The 14,198-nt window shown below is 42.4% G+C and carries 12 protein-coding genes; 7 read left to right on the top strand and 5 right to left on the bottom strand.

Annotated features, from left to right (window positions below; genetic code table 11):
• Nucleotides 1–174 precede the first annotated feature (174 nt).
• Nucleotides 175–1,674: a sodium/proline symporter PutP gene (putP, locus tag Q9G97_RS04285; RefSeq protein ID WP_305899850.1), complete on the top strand. Its 1,500-nt coding sequence runs from the start codon at nt 175–177 to the stop codon at nt 1,672–1,674.
• Between the two features lie 457 nt (nt 1,675–2,131).
• Here putP and Q9G97_RS04280 read toward each other — a convergent pair whose 3' ends face one another.
• From Q9G97_RS04280 to Q9G97_RS04270, 3 genes are all read right to left on the bottom strand, one after another.
• Nucleotides 2,132–3,577: an outer membrane protein transport protein gene (locus Q9G97_RS04280; protein WP_305899849.1), complete on the bottom strand. Its 1,446-nt coding sequence runs from the start codon at nt 3,575–3,577 to the stop codon at nt 2,132–2,134.
• A gap of 324 nt (nt 3,578–3,901) precedes the next feature.
• Nucleotides 3,902–5,143, bottom strand: a complete 1,242-nt coding sequence (locus Q9G97_RS04275; protein ID WP_305900264.1) for an OmpP1/FadL family transporter — start codon at nt 5,141–5,143, stop codon at nt 3,902–3,904.
• A 267-nt stretch (nt 5,144–5,410) separates the two neighbouring features.
• Complete coding sequence (locus Q9G97_RS04270; RefSeq protein ID WP_201572600.1) at nt 5,411–5,683, bottom strand: SlyX family protein; 273 nt, start codon at nt 5,681–5,683, stop codon at nt 5,411–5,413.
• 262 nt (nt 5,684–5,945) lie between these two features.
• On the opposite strand from Q9G97_RS04270, the gene Q9G97_RS04265 reads away from it, so the two are divergent.
• From Q9G97_RS04265 to Q9G97_RS04240, 6 genes are all read left to right on the top strand, one after another.
• Nucleotides 5,946–7,886, top strand: coding sequence for an ATP-binding cassette domain-containing protein (locus Q9G97_RS04265; RefSeq protein ID WP_305899848.1), 1,941 nt, complete (start codon nt 5,946–5,948; stop codon nt 7,884–7,886).
• A 560-nt stretch (nt 7,887–8,446) separates the two neighbouring features.
• Nucleotides 8,447–9,031, top strand: coding sequence for a ubiquinol-cytochrome c reductase iron-sulfur subunit (gene petA / locus Q9G97_RS04260; RefSeq protein WP_305899847.1), 585 nt, complete (start codon nt 8,447–8,449; stop codon nt 9,029–9,031).
• 22 nt (nt 9,032–9,053) lie between these two features.
• Nucleotides 9,054–10,259: a cytochrome bc complex cytochrome b subunit gene (locus Q9G97_RS04255; protein ID WP_201573744.1), complete on the top strand. Its 1,206-nt coding sequence runs from the start codon at nt 9,054–9,056 to the stop codon at nt 10,257–10,259.
• A complete protein-coding gene (locus Q9G97_RS04250; RefSeq protein WP_305899846.1) occupies nt 10,259–10,975 on the top strand; it encodes a cytochrome c1 in 717 nt (238 codons plus the stop codon). The genes Q9G97_RS04255 and Q9G97_RS04250 overlap by 1 nt, the downstream gene beginning before the upstream one ends.
• A 203-nt stretch (nt 10,976–11,178) precedes the next feature.
• Nucleotides 11,179–11,793, top strand: coding sequence for a glutathione S-transferase N-terminal domain-containing protein (locus tag Q9G97_RS04245; protein ID WP_305899845.1), 615 nt, complete (start codon nt 11,179–11,181; stop codon nt 11,791–11,793).
• A 63-nt stretch (nt 11,794–11,856) separates the two neighbouring features.
• On the top strand, nt 11,857–12,294 hold the full coding sequence (locus Q9G97_RS04240) for a ClpXP protease specificity-enhancing factor (protein WP_201572591.1): 438 nt from the start codon (nt 11,857–11,859) through the stop codon (nt 12,292–12,294).
• A 90-nt stretch (nt 12,295–12,384) separates the two neighbouring features.
• On the opposite strand, the gene dcd is transcribed toward Q9G97_RS04240, so the two are convergent.
• Both dcd and Q9G97_RS04230 read right to left on the bottom strand, forming a co-directional pair.
• Nucleotides 12,385–12,960 (bottom strand): dCTP deaminase, encoded by a 576-nt coding sequence (gene dcd / locus Q9G97_RS04235; RefSeq protein WP_201572589.1) that lies wholly within the window; start codon nt 12,958–12,960, stop codon nt 12,385–12,387.
• Between the two features lie 138 nt (nt 12,961–13,098).
• Entirely contained in the window at nt 13,099–14,181 is a 1,083-nt protein-coding gene (locus tag Q9G97_RS04230; RefSeq protein WP_305899844.1) for a DUF2804 domain-containing protein, read from the bottom strand.
• Between the last annotated feature and the right edge of the window lie 17 nt (nt 14,182–14,198).

Here is a 14,198-nt window from a genome sequence, read left to right as displayed (position 1 = left end):
CAGTACTTTCAATCGTACAAAACTATTAGTAAGTACTTAAGTGATAAGTAAAAAGCCATTTCGTCTGACTTAATGGCTTTTTTTGTTTTTAAAAATCTCAATATTGAGTAGATACATGAATATTCCATGTATCTACTCAATATTAAAGCCACGCAGTTGGCTAAGGAAAGTTTTATGAACGGAGTTTCGAGTGGCGTACTGATATCGCTTGCCGCCTATTTTCTAGTGATGATTGGGATTGGCGTCTATGCTTACTTTAAGCAAGCCAACGATACTGAAGGTTATATGCTGGGCGGTCGTAGTTTGGGTCCAGCAGTAACCGCTCTTTCCGCCGGTGCATCAGATATGTCCGGTTGGTTATTACTTGGTCTGCCAGGTTATATGTATTCTGACGGTGTCGTCAGTATTTGGATCGCTCTAGGTCTTACTCTAGGTGCGTTCTTAAACTATATTATTGTTGCACCTCGTTTGCGTGTCTATACTGAGGTTGCGGGTAATGCGATTACCTTGCCAGATTATTTTGCAAATCGCTTTGAAGATAAGTCACACATGTTACGTGTCTTTTCAGCGATAGTCATTATTTTGTTCTTTACCGTATATACTGCAGCCAGCTTAGTTGGCGGTGGTAAGTTGTTTGAAAGCTCGCTCAACCTTCCTTACAGTACTGGCCTATGGGTCACTGCAGGTGTGGTTGTTGCTTATACCTTATTTGGTGGCTTCTTAGCGGTCTCAATGACTGACTTTGTGCAGGGCGTTATTATGCTATTTGCCTTGGTCATCGTGCCTATCGTTGCCTTTACTGATCTTGGTGGCGTTGGTGTAGTTACTGAGTCGGTTAGAAACATTGATCCAAGCATGCTCAATATCTTTACAGGTATGTCTTTCCTAGGTATTGTTTCACTGATGGCATGGGGACTGGGTTACTTCGGTCAGCCGCATATTATCGTTCGCTTTATGGCGATTCGTTCTGTGAAGGATGTACCGACAGCACGTAATATCGGTATGAGCTGGATGATTGTTAGTTTGATCGGTGCTTTGTCTACTGGTTTTGCCGGTCGCGCTTATGTGCAAAAAACGGCGATGACCTTGGACGATCCTGAGACTATTTTCTTAGTATTCACGCAGTTCTTATTCACGCCACTAGTATCAGGTTTCTTATTAGCGGCTATTTTAGCGGCGATTATGAGTACGATTTCATCACAGCTATTAGTAGTATCAAGCTCATTGACTAAAGATGTCTATAAGCTATTCTTGGATAGAGAAGCATCAGAATCTCGCCAGGTAATGGTTGGTCGTCTCTCTGTGATATTGGTCGCGATAGTTTCTATTATGTTAGCTTCTGATCCAGATAGCTCAGTCTTGACCTTAGTGTCTAATGCTTGGGCGGGCTTCGGTGCAGCATTCGGTCCATTAGTTATCTTTAGCTTGATATGGCGCGGTATGAACCGTAATGGTGCTGTTGCTGGTATGGTCGTCGGTGCATTGACGGTTATTCTATGGATATACGGCCCATTCGAGATGAATGGCATGGCGCTTAACTCATGGTTATATGCTATTGTTCCAGGCTTTATCTTAAGCACCATCGCAATCTTTGTCGTCAGTACCGCAACAGGTGGTCCAAAGCCTACGGTTACAGCGACCTTCAAAGAGATGGAGCTTAATCTAAACAAATAAGTCGTATGTACTTATCATAAGTCATAACTACAAACTTCGTTACTACTCTAGTAGCGAGGTTTTTTATTGGCAGTTTTAATAGTGTAAACAGCTTCTATTGATAGAAATATAGGATGTTCTAATAGTGCCTGATATATTGCCTACCTCCAGCTAACCACTTTGCAAAGGTATGACCTCTTGTAAGCAGTCAATCTTAAATAGGCAAATTACTGTCGGCTGAGGCTTTTAGCCCAGCGCTTTTGCTTATGTTGTTACTTATCTACTTTACCTTTCAAAAACATAAGTTCTATTTCAGTGATAAGTTGTATGATGTGCAATGATAAAAACTATAGGTAGTAAAGCTAATGCGCTGGATATGCTTAGGTTTTGAATGATGTAGATAAATAACAGCCATAAAAAAGCGACCCCTTAGGATCGCTTTTTTATTTTCAAATGGTTTCTACCACAGACTTAAAGCTTAGAAGCCTTGCTTAGCTTGATAAGAGATCTTCGCCCCTAAGATAAAGCCGTCGTTATCTTCAAAGTCAGCAACGATTTTACCTGATGGTAATCGGCCTTGTGCATCACCGAACCATAAGTATTTGCCACCAGCGGATACTGCCCAGTTCTCAGTTACATTATACTTAGCACCAAGACCGACGCTGTAATAGCCCTCGATAGGACCTAACGAAGTGGTTGGATCACCAGCACCACTATCCCAACCTACTGTACCACTAACTGCAAGCGCTGGCGCTAAACGCTTGGCAATACCGACTTCTACTTGATACTGGTCGTCATCATAATCGACTAAAGCTAAGCCGTCAGGACCAAAACTGCGTTTACTAACGCCATTATATAATGGTGGCACGATAGAGAAGTCACTCCAAGGTACCCAACGCACTTTAGCTGTTGCTAACGTGGTTGGATTCAGACCCGTTTGAAAATCAAAGTTAATTGATTTTGGAGTAGTGATTTGATATTCATTAACTTGAGTGGCCGCAGCTGGATTGCCTGCCAATGTGCCTGCTAGCGGATAAGTTTCAGATATCGTTACATCATGATCAATCTCTGAGCGATACGTCAAAGCTGCTTTTAAGGCGATCTCAGGCTTACTATAAGCAATACCGGCTATATAGCCATAATCCATATCAGGATTACTGTTTGAGGTATAACCACTAGCTGGACCATAGGCTAGTCCGCGAAGTGCCACTTCAGCTTGAATACGCTGGGCGACTGGACCACCATATATCTGGAAGTTTTTATTAGCGCCAAACTTCATACCTAATAGTGCGGTTAAGTTTTCACTACGTACTTCAACGTTAGTATTTTCACCAGCTGTACCAAACTCACCATTTACAATACCGACTGCTGGAGCTAAAGTTTGTAAAGTAAACAGTTCCGTAGGGGTCAAAGGACGAGTGGTTGATGCTAGTTGGAGATTATTTACTGTGGTTTGCGCCGATGCAAAGTCACTAGCTGCTGCTCCAAATGGTCCACCTGGACCAATAGCACCTCCAGAAATAGCTGCAATAGTAGCATCACGATTGTCGCCAGTTTGAGCTACAAAATTGCCTTCAGTATATTCAGCAGCAGCACCAAATGGCTCATCATATAAAATACCAATACTAAAGGTATCATTGATATCTGCTTTTACGCCATAACGAAAAAAGTCATAATCTTCAGCAATATCACCAGTATTACCGCCTTCAACATAAGTATTGCTAGTAGGAATCACGTTAGCACTGTCTTTGCCACTGACGTCGGCATCAATATACGTATATACCGTTTCAGCATATAGGCCATCTTGGAAAAAAGCTGTAACATCTTGACCTGAACGATCAAGGCCGGCTGCACTAGCCGCACTAGCGACAGAAAAAGCAGCAACTGCTACCGCAAGGGTTTTTAAGTGAAAGGTAGGGCGCATTGTATCTCTCCAAACATCCGCATTGTTTTGCCGTTAGTATAATTAAGTTGTTACTAAATATAAAAACGGCGTCCTGAATTGAATAGTAATGGCTTTCTGACACTAAAACAACAATTAAAGTACTTTATTTCTCTAATATGACTACACAGTACAAATACTATTTATAAAGATGTTAAGAATCTATCGCTTAAATAACGATTTTTTATAGATATAAAAAAGCGACCCCTTGGGATCGCCTTTTAGATTAATAACCATTGTAATAACCGCAGCCGCATATAAATCAACTGTATCAATAAATGTTGAGCTTATTGCTCAGTCTATAAGTTATTGCTTGGCTTGATAAGATAGCTTTAGGCCGAGTGCATAGCCATCATTATCCTCAAACTCTCCAACGATGGTTTTTGAAGGTATCTGACCCTCTGCATCACCAAACCACAAATACTTACCGCCAGCAGATACGGCCCAATTCTCAGTGACGTTGTATTTAGCGCCAAGACCTACGCTATAGTAGCCGTCAATAGGGCCCAATGAGGTTACTGGATCGCCAGCGCCGCTATCCCAGCCAATATTACCGGTTACTGCTAATGCTGGCGTCAGACGCTTAGCAAGACCTAATTCCACTAACCATTGATCTTTATCATAGCTTACTAACGGCAAACCATCAGGACGATAGGCAGGATTAGCAGTACTCACCTCATTATATAATGACGGTACAATGGCAAAGTCACTCCATGGCACCCAGCGTACTTTTGCAGTAGCTAAAGTCGTTGGGTTGATACCCGTTTGAAAATCAAAGTTTACAGATTTAGGCGTTGTTATCTCAATATCACCACTTCTGTTTGTTGGAAATGCAAACGGTCCACCAGCTACTGGTGGTATAGAGCCACCTACTACCGTTGCCAAGGGATAAATTTCAGCAGCATTCGAGGTATGCTCAATCTCAGAACGATAAGTCAATGCGGCTTGTAGTGCTATTTCAGGCTTGCTATACGCTATGCCAGCTAGCCAGCCATAGTCTTGATCGGTACTGATATGAGTCGTATAACCGTTAGCTGCTTCATAAGCTGTACCGCGCAACTTGACATCTGCTTGGACACGTTGGGCGACTGGGCCACCATATATTTGGAAGTTTTTATTGGCACCAAGTTTTGCGCCAAGGATACCAGTGAGGCTTTCAGTACGAACTTCAACATTAGTACCTTCGCCATTTCTAGGTGAAGCAGGATTTTTATCGACAAAATTACTATCGCCTTGATAGTCGGCTGCTGCGCCAAACGGCTCGTCATATAGCACGCCTACACTAAAGATGTCATTGATATCCGCTTTTACCCCATAACGAAAAAAGTCATAAGACTCAGCGATATCATCGATATTATTACCTGAGGCGTCGTTACCTGTCACGTCAGCATCTAGATAAGTATAGCTGGCCTCGGCATACAAGCCATCTTGTAAAAAGGCAGTGATATCTTGACCTGAACGATCAAGACCCGCAGCATTAGCCGTGCTAGCGATAGAAAAGGCGGCGATAGCCATAACAATATTTTTCATCGGAAAAGCGTTCTGTATAATAGTTTTCAATGTAACCCCCAAAATGATTCTTTAACACCTTAATTAACACCCTACTCCAACATGTGGTAACAGAGCAGCATTATAACCGAAGGATGTTAATGGCTTTTAGAGCGTAAGACAACTACAAAAGTGCGCTATTTCCATGTTATGACCAATCAGTCATGAGAGATATATTTATCTAATAAATAGATAATGACTAATAGCACAGCATTTATTCTATTACTGACTGTGCTATTGCCTACTCTGCTGTTATCTACTCTGCTATTAATAGTGCGGTGGTCTATCAGCCATGACATCAAACGGCGCAATACCTTCATCAGCACTTTGACCCTCAATTTGTTTATAGACCAGTTGCAGCTGTCGTTGCAGATCTCGAATATGTTTATCCTGCTGGGTAATAACGTGATCCAGTCGCTCTACGGTCATCTCAAGATGGGCCATACTCATTTGTAGCTCAATCATTTGCTCACTGAGTTCGGCTTGGGGCTGGTTTTGCAGCTTGGTATCGGTTGTAGGCGGCACGATTGCTTTATTCATAGTGTTCTCGATAATGGTTATAATACTTATATGATGATAGAACCCATGGGATGAGAGTTTTTATTATCCTGCTTTGTAGTAATAAAAATAGTGATAAGGATAAAGTTTTTGGCATTACGTCAAAGTCACCTGAGGTCATGTTATAATGCGAGCGCTTTAGCGATAGCTATTATTTTGCTAAAACGGCTATCACTATCTACTCTATTTTGACCAAAAATTTTTACTCAATAACTTTTTACTCAACACAAGCATAAGACAATTTATGGCACTGATACATTTAAAAGATATTCATCTCGCTTTTGGCGTGGCTCCTGTTCTTGACGGCATTGATTTTAGCATTGACGCGGGTGAGCGTGTGTGTTTAATCGGTCGTAATGGTGAAGGCAAATCCACTTTATTTAAGCTTATCAATGGTAGCTTGCAGCCAGATAGCGGTGAGGTTATCACTAGTAGCAGTGTGAGCGTCGCTATGCTTGAGCAAGACGTCCCTGAAACTAGTGGTCGCATATTAGATATCGTTATGGGTGGTAGTCGCCGTACCGCGGATTTGCTGATTAAGTACAATGAGCAGACGGATCTATGTGCTGATGGCGATATGGATGCTTGTGAGCGCATGGCGACTTTGCAACACGATATTGATGCGGTGCACGGTTGGGATTTGGAACGTGAAGCAACCCGATTAATTACTACCATGGGCTTAGATCCTAACGACGACTTATCGTCACTATCAGGCGGACGTAAGCGTCGGGTGTTACTGGCAAGATCACTGGTGACGAAGCCTGATGTATTACTGCTCGATGAGCCGACTAACCATTTAGATGTTGATAGTATTGAATGGCTTGAGCGCTTTTTATTAGAATGGCAAGGTTTGACTTTACTATTTGTCACCCATGATAGAGCCTTTGTTAATAAATTAGCGACGCGTATCGTTGAGTTAGATCGTGGTCTATTGACCAGCTATGATGTGACCCAAGGCGCAAAAGGTTACGCACGTTATCAGGAGCTCAAAGAGCTACAGCTATTGGCTGAAGAGAAAAACAATGCCAACTTTGATAAAAAATTAGCGCAAGAAGAAGTCTGGATTCGTCAAGGTATCAAAGCCCGCCGTACCCGTAATGAGGGACGCGTGCGTGAACTAAAAGCATTACGTGAAGAGCGTGGCGGACGTCGTGAGCAAGTCGGCAATGTCAATATCACCATGGATACTGGTGAAAAAAGCGGTAAGCTGGTCTGTAAAGTCAAAGACTTGCATCTTGAATATGACGGTAATGTATTGGTTGATAACTTTAGCACCACTATTATGCGCGGCGATAAAATTGGTATCATCGGGCCAAACGGTGCAGGTAAAACCACTTTAATTAAAGCCCTGCTTGATATGTCTGATGATGAAGTGACCCAAAGCGGTAAAGTAGAGCTGGGAACTAACTTGAAGATTGCCTTTTTTGATCAGTTGCGCGATCAGCTAGATCTTGAGGCAAGCGTGGCACAAAACGTCTCAGAAGGCTCAGACTTTGTAGACGTTGGTGGCCGTAGAACTCATATTATGAGCTATTTACAGGACTTCCTGTTTGCCCCAGAGCGCGCGCGTACCCCTGTCAAGGCTTTATCAGGTGGTGAGCGTAACCGAGTGTTGCTCGCCAAGCAACTACTCAAGCCTGCTAATATATTAATCCTCGATGAGCCAACCAATGACTTGGATATGGCGACTCTTGAGCTATTAGAAGAGTCTGTCGCCAGCTTCAACGGTACTATTATATTGATTAGCCATGATCGCTCTTTTATGGATAATGTGGTCACCTCCACTTGGGTCTTTGATAAAGATGCAGACGGTAAAGGTGTGGTCGATGAATATGTTGGCGGCTATCAAGAATATTTGATACAAAAAAACCGTATGCAAGCAACCAAAGCCGCTAAAGCTAATAGCGATGCGAGCAAAGCCAAGCCTACAAACAAAACAGCTATAGCAGCTAAACCAGACAAAGCTAGCAAAAAGCTCAATTTCAATGATCAGCGTGAGCTTGATAACTTACCTAAGCAAATTGCTGATTTGGAAGCGGAACAAGCTCAACTACAAGAGCAATTAGCTGACGGCTCATGGTTCATAAATGACTTTGATGCCGCAACAGTAGCTAGTGAACGTTTGCAAGCTATCGAAGACGAAATGATGAGTAAGCTTGAACGTTGGGAAACGCTTGAGAGCTAAATGGTTGCAATCATAATTAGGGTCTGTTGTTGCGACTACTATGTCGCAACTACGGGTCGTTAGCATTGCAAACTTTTAGTTTAAATGGATGTTAATTGGACAACATCTTCCATTTGCAGCGTTTAAACTTCGAGAGTTTGCCACTATTATGGTTATAGCAAAAATGATGAAATAAAGATAAGCTTCGGTAACTTTTTATGCGTCAAGCTTACGCAATTATATGGAAAGTTAGTGAACATTGTCGTCATTTCTAGTATCATTCGCTGTTACTAAATATCCTTATAACTTATAAGGTGATTAGCTTTATTTTAATCGACTACATTAGCCTGTCAAAAACTTATAAAAGGTAGAAAAGCGCTTTTGTAATATTCAACAGCTTAATGTAGTCCATTAAGACTGCTTTATTTTTAACACAATAATTTATTTTATGACCGAAATAGCTTAGAATAGCAACAATTAGCAAGATTAGGCATAGCCAATGTGGCGTTTATATCGTTTATCTTAAAGCCATAAAACCCAGTGTGGGATAATCCCATTTCATTCACCTGGAGAAAGTACAAATGAGCCAAGCCGAAGGCGTTAATGTACAACGCCGTAGAGTTCTTATTGCCTCAACTGCCGCAATTGGCGCAGCTGGAGTCGCAGCTGTTGCGACTCCTTTTGTGCGCTCTTGGTATCCAAGTGCCAAAGCAGAAGCCGCTGGAGCGGCGGTAACTCAAGATATAGGTTCTGTCGAAGAAGGTCAAATGATCGTCATCAAGTATCGAGGTAAGCCTATCTTTGTGGTTAAACGCACAGAGGAGATGCTAGGTACTTTGGAATCAGTCAAGCCTTTGTTAGCTGATCCTGATTCTGATGCCTCACTGCAGCCTGAATATACCAAAAATATTACACGCTCACTTGAACCATCAATATTGGTGGTTGAAGGCGTGTGTACGCACTTAGGCTGTGCACCGAACTATCGCCCTGATGTAGGTGCGGCTGATCTTGGTGGTAACGATTGGTACGGTGGATTTTTCTGCCCTTGTCACGGATCCAAATACGATTTATCGGGTCGGGTTTATAGTGGTGTTCCAGCACCACTTAACTTACCTATCCCAGATTACAATATGGATGGTAGCATCTTGACGATTGGGGAGGCTTAGTATGAGTATTGGCAAAAAACTTATGCATTGGGTGGACGCGCGTTTTCCAGCGACTGAAACCTATGAATACCATATGTCAAAGTATTATGCACCAAAGAACTTCAACTTTTGGTACTTCTTTGGCGTACTGTCTATGGTGGTATTGGTCAATCAGCTAGTGACTGGTATTTGGCTTACGATGATGTACAACCCAAGTGCTGAAGGTGCTTTTGCGTCAGTTGAATACATCATGCGTGATGTAAAAGGTGGTTGGCTGATCCGTTATATGCACTCAACGGGTGCCTCGGCGTTCTTTGTCGTGATTTATTTGCACATGTTCCGTGCATTGCTATACGGCTCTTACCAAAAACCGCGAGAGCTTATTTGGCTCATCGGTATGGGTATTTATCTAGCCTTAATGGCGGAAGGTTTCTTCGGTTACCTACTACCTTGGGGTAACATGTCATTTTGGGGCGCACAGGTTATTTTGAACCTTCCTGCTGCTTTGCCTGTCATCGGTGATGGCCTAGCTGAATGGGTACGTGGTGATTATATTATCTCAGGTATCACACTCAACCGCTTCTTTGCTCTTCACGTTGTCGCTATTCCGCTAGTATTAGTCGGTTTAGTCTTTATGCATCTAGTAGCTTTGCATCATGTGGGATCGAACAACCCAGATGGTATTGATATTAAGAAGCTAAAAGATAAAAACGGTGTGCCTTTAGATGGTATCGAATTCCATCCGTACTACACTGTGCACGATATGATCGGTATTGTCGTATTCTTTATTTGCTTCTTTGCAGTAGTGTTCTTCTTCCCAGAGGGCGGCGGATTTTTCTTAGAGCCACCAAACTTTGAGGCGGCAAACGCTCTAAAAACACCGGCTCATATTGCACCAGTATGGTACTACACCCCGTTTTATGCCATTCTTCGTGCGGTTCCTGATAAGCTCCTAGGTGTTGTGGCTATGGGCGGTGCGATTGCTGTGCTGTTCTTGATACCGTGGTTAGATAGATCTCCTGTACGCTCTATGCGCTACAAAGGTATATTATCTAAGATTGCCTTGACGATATTTGCTATTAGCTTTGTGGTGCTAGGCTATTTAGGTGCGACTCCTGCAACGCCTACTGCAACGATTATGGCTCGGATATTCACGGTCTTGTATTTCTTATTCTTCTTATTGATGCCGTTTTATACTTCTATTGAGACGTGTAAACAGCCACCAGAACGCGTTACCGGAGGTCACTAATGAGCACCTTAATTAAATCCCTAGCTGGTTTAGGCTTAGGCGCAGCATTAATGTTGAGTGCTGGTAATGCGATGGCAGAAGGCGGTGGTGAGTGTGGTGATTTCGTCAATGCAGAAGGCTATACTGAGCATTTAGCTTGTAGCGAGGCCCCTATTGATTTTACCAATAAAGGCTCACTACAAAACGGTGCAAAGATGTTTATGAACTACTGTGCTGGGTGTCACTCAGCTAAGTATGTTCGTCATTCACGTATTGCCAAAGACTTAGAGATTCCACCAGAGCTTGTCGAAAAGTATCTTATGGTTACCACCGATCAAATCGGTGACCATATTAATGCTGAGATTGATCCTGAAGTACAAGCCTCTTGGTTCGGTGCAGCGCCTCCTGATCTATCGCTTGAGACTCGTCTGCGTGGTGATGACTGGGTGTATACTTACCTGTTGTCATTTTATGAAGATCCAAGCCGTCCTTGGGGTGCTAATAACTTAGTACTAAAAAATGCAGCGATGCCTCATGTATTGCATAATCTGCAAGAAGACTTGAGTACTGAAGAGTTTGAATCTGAGGTCGGTGACTTGGTTAACTTTATGGCTTGGATGGCAGAACCTGTCCGCCATGACCGTCAAGTAATTGGATTTTTCGTGATTCTTTTCTTATTAGTATTATTGATCCCTGTTTACTTACTAAATAAAGAGTTTTGGAAAGATGTTAAATAACTTTATTTAATAGACTATTTAGTTTTATGGTCGATTTTATTGTAAATTCAAAGAGGCATTACTTCGGTAGTGCCTTTTTTGATGGCTATACATTAAGATTTTGCTCATTAAAGCCGATAGACGAGGTAGGATTACGCTTACACCTTGCCAAACCCCTTACCTTGGTTTAGGATGACAGCCTTAACCATTACCTTTAGGCTGCTATGATCGACGCGAATGACATTCCAAGTAGTCAGCTGATTTTGTATGCTGATGATGGCTACGATAGTCATGTGGTGCGCCTATTACTTGAAGAAAAAAAGCTGGCTTATTATCTATCACGCCTGCACTCTGAGCGTCCAGAGGATTTGACTGAGCTTAATCCTTATCATACTTTGCCAGTGCTACAACAGCGTGAGATTGCGCTGTATGAGATCAATGTAATCTTTGAATACTTAGAAGAGCGCTATCATGCCAATAAGCTACTGCCTGAAACGCCACAAGAGCGCGCGCAGTTTCGTCAGCTGGCGTGGCGCATTCAACGTGATTGGTTGGTACTTGGTAGACGATTATTGATGCATCCTGATAGTTTTAATAAAGCGCAAGCAGGACTGGCTAAAAAACAACTTGCTGACTCTCTGATTACCTTATCGCCATTATTTGCACATAAGTCTTATTTTATGGCCGATAGCTTTGGTTGGTGCGATGTACTACTTGCGCCACTGCTTTGGCGATTAGAGGAGATGGATATCGAGCTGCCACGCGCTATTAGCCGTCCTTTATTCGACTATCAAACGCGTTTGTTTGATCGAGAAAGTTTCCGAAAAAGCGTAAAATAGTATGTCTACCAGCGTAACTATAAATAAGTAATCTTTATAACCTATTAGTACAGGAGCTATAAAATGAGTGATACCACCTCTATTGCCCCAACTCGCCCTTATATGGTGCGTGCGATTTATCAATGGATAGAAGATAATGAGCTCACCCCTTACCTGATGGTCGATGCGACTGGTGATAATTTACAGATTCCTGTTGAGCATGTACAAGATGGACGTATCGTGCTGAACATTGCTAGTCGTGCTACGGGTAATATGAGTATGGAAAACGACTATATTAATTTTAGCGCGCGCTTTGGGGGTGTCTCGCAAGAGATATGGGTACCATTAACTGCTGTTTTGGGTATCTATGCAAAAGAGAACTCACAGGGGATGTTCTTTGACCCTAATGAATATGACAATTATGAGCCAGGAGAAGACTCGACGTCGACATCTGCTAAAGCAAGTAGCCCAGCTGCTAAGCCTAAGCGTGATAACAAAGCAGGCTTAAAAGTTCTAAAATAGTAAATAGCGTAATCCATAAAAAAGCTAGGCGTAATCAATACGTCTAGCTTTTTTTATGTCGACCTAAAAGGGATACGATCCTAAAAACGATTATGTTCTCGGCAACGTGACACCACGCTGACCTTGGTACTTACCACCACGATCTTTGTAGCTAGTCTCACAAACATCATCGGCGTCACTTTGGAAAAACAGCATCTGTGCTACGCCTTCACCCGCATAAATACGTGCTGGCAGATTGGTGGTATTACTAAACTCTAACGTCACATGCCCTTCCCACTCGGGCTCAAGTGGAGTGACATTGACGATGATGCCGCAGCGCGCATAAGTAGATTTGCCAAGGCAGATGGTGAGCACATCACGCGGAATGCGAAAGTACTCAACGGTACGTGCTAGCGCAAACGAGTTTGGCGGAATAATACATTCGTCGCCTACAATATCGATAAAGCTTTTTTCATCAAAATTCTTGGGATCGACTACTACTGAATGCACATTGGTAAAGACTTTAAATTCAGGCGCACAGCGCACGTCATAGCCATAGCTTGAGGTACCATAACTGATCAAGCGCTCGCCTGCATCGTTAAAGCGTACTTGACCTGCCTCAAACGGCTCAATCATCTGCTGAGTTTCAGCCATTTCACGAATCCAGCGGTCAGATTTAATAGACATTTTTATCCTTAAGATTGATTATCGTATTTAATTTATACATTTTGAGCGTTTTTTGATGATGTTGATTATACGGAATTGATTGGTTGATTTATAGACTTTGCAGCAGATAAAATAATACATTGCTCCGCTTTATACAGCTTACCACTTAGCAAAATGATCTTCTGCCAGTCCTAATACTTTATCCAATCGAATCACTTGCTCTTGCAAGCGTATCTCACCGCTATATTCACCGATCCACTGCTCAAAGATACTAGCTACCACACCGAAATCATCCGTCTTTTTGTAGACAGTAATAGGCGTAAATCTTAGATCAATATCGATGTTGCTCCAACCTAGATTCTGATGATAAATGTGCCAACTATTCTGTGCTGATGAATCAAAATCTTTACGTACAAAGAGGACGGGTGGTAGATGATAGATCTCTCCATCAAGCCAGCAAGCATTTTCGCTCGCTCCCGTCTCATTGACGCCCATCGATAGGTTCAATGCAAAATGACGACCCTCTGCCAAATAGCTATTGATACAAGCCCAAAACCAATTGGTCTCATGGCGCATGTAGCCAAGCGTCCAGTCTAGATTAGCTATAGTAGTTTCACTAAATCTCACTAGCTCATCTTGATGATTAGCAGTCATCTTCGAAGAAGTCTTAATTAGCAGCTCACCTACAATGGTAGTAAACGGTTCTTTTTGGGTAAAGGTCCAACCCCGCCTACCCGTCGGTGTACAAATAGACAATGGCTGAACGTTACGAGTTAGCTCAGCGGCCAGCTTTAGATGTTGACTATCTAGATCGACACTTACTTGCATCGGGTCAAAGTCCAAGGTCAGACTGAGCTTGCTGTGAGAAAAGCTCATTTGTCCTTGATAATGATCACCTAAAAAACGGGCCTTATGAGTCAAAGGTTGCAGCGCCTCGCAGACTTCCAACTGTTGAGTTGTGTCGTTATAAAGGTAAACAAAAGCACTAGTGGCCAGCTTGATTGTCGCTAAAGCTAGGCAAATTCGATATGGCGGCTCAATAATTTGGATAAAGCAAAACTGATTAACCTTTAGATCTTTGCGCCAGTCTGGTAACCGCTTTTGCGAGATAAGATAGCTTTGATAGTTGAGATAGTTAATATTTTGAACTTGTTGGAAAATACCAAAAACTGGCTGGCCATCTTCAATCAAATTATTAATTATGGGCAAGCTGGAATGATTAAAATCTTTCACTACACCCATAATTCTCTCCTCATGTT

This window comes from Psychrobacter sp. M13 (assembly GCF_030718935.1).
Taxonomy (GTDB): Bacteria; Pseudomonadota; Gammaproteobacteria; order Pseudomonadales; family Moraxellaceae; genus Psychrobacter; species Psychrobacter immobilis_G.
Note: the sequence above shows the minus strand (reverse complement) of the source record. Positions and strands in the feature narration are given on the sequence as shown.

Bases quoted from the DNA above. Each gene is read 5' to 3' on its own strand.
- Q9G97_RS04255 (WP_201573744.1), top strand. From the start codon at position 9,054: ATGCATTGGGTGGACGCGCGTTTTCCAGCGACTGAAACCTATGAATAC.
- putP (WP_305899850.1), top strand. From the start codon at position 175: ATGAACGGAGTTTCGAGTGGCGTACTGATATCGCTTGCCGCCTATTTT.
- Q9G97_RS04230 (WP_305899844.1), bottom strand. From the start codon at position 14,181: ATGGGTGTAGTGAAAGATTTTAATCATTCCAGCTTGCCCATAATTAAT.
- Q9G97_RS04265 (WP_305899848.1), top strand. From the start codon at position 5,946: ATGGCACTGATACATTTAAAAGATATTCATCTCGCTTTTGGCGTGGCT.
- petA (WP_305899847.1), top strand. From the start codon at position 8,447: ATGAGCCAAGCCGAAGGCGTTAATGTACAACGCCGTAGAGTTCTTATT.
- Q9G97_RS04250 (WP_305899846.1), top strand. From the start codon at position 10,259: ATGAGCACCTTAATTAAATCCCTAGCTGGTTTAGGCTTAGGCGCAGCA.
- Q9G97_RS04270 (WP_201572600.1), bottom strand. From the start codon at position 5,683: ATGAATAAAGCAATCGTGCCGCCTACAACCGATACCAAGCTGCAAAAC.
- dcd (WP_201572589.1), bottom strand. From the start codon at position 12,960: ATGTCTATTAAATCTGACCGCTGGATTCGTGAAATGGCTGAAACTCAG.
- Q9G97_RS04280 (WP_305899849.1), bottom strand. From the start codon at position 3,577: ATGCGCCCTACCTTTCACTTAAAAACCCTTGCGGTAGCAGTTGCTGCT.
- Q9G97_RS04240 (WP_201572591.1), top strand. From the start codon at position 11,857: ATGAGTGATACCACCTCTATTGCCCCAACTCGCCCTTATATGGTGCGT.
- Q9G97_RS04245 (WP_305899845.1), top strand. From the start codon at position 11,179: ATGATCGACGCGAATGACATTCCAAGTAGTCAGCTGATTTTGTATGCT.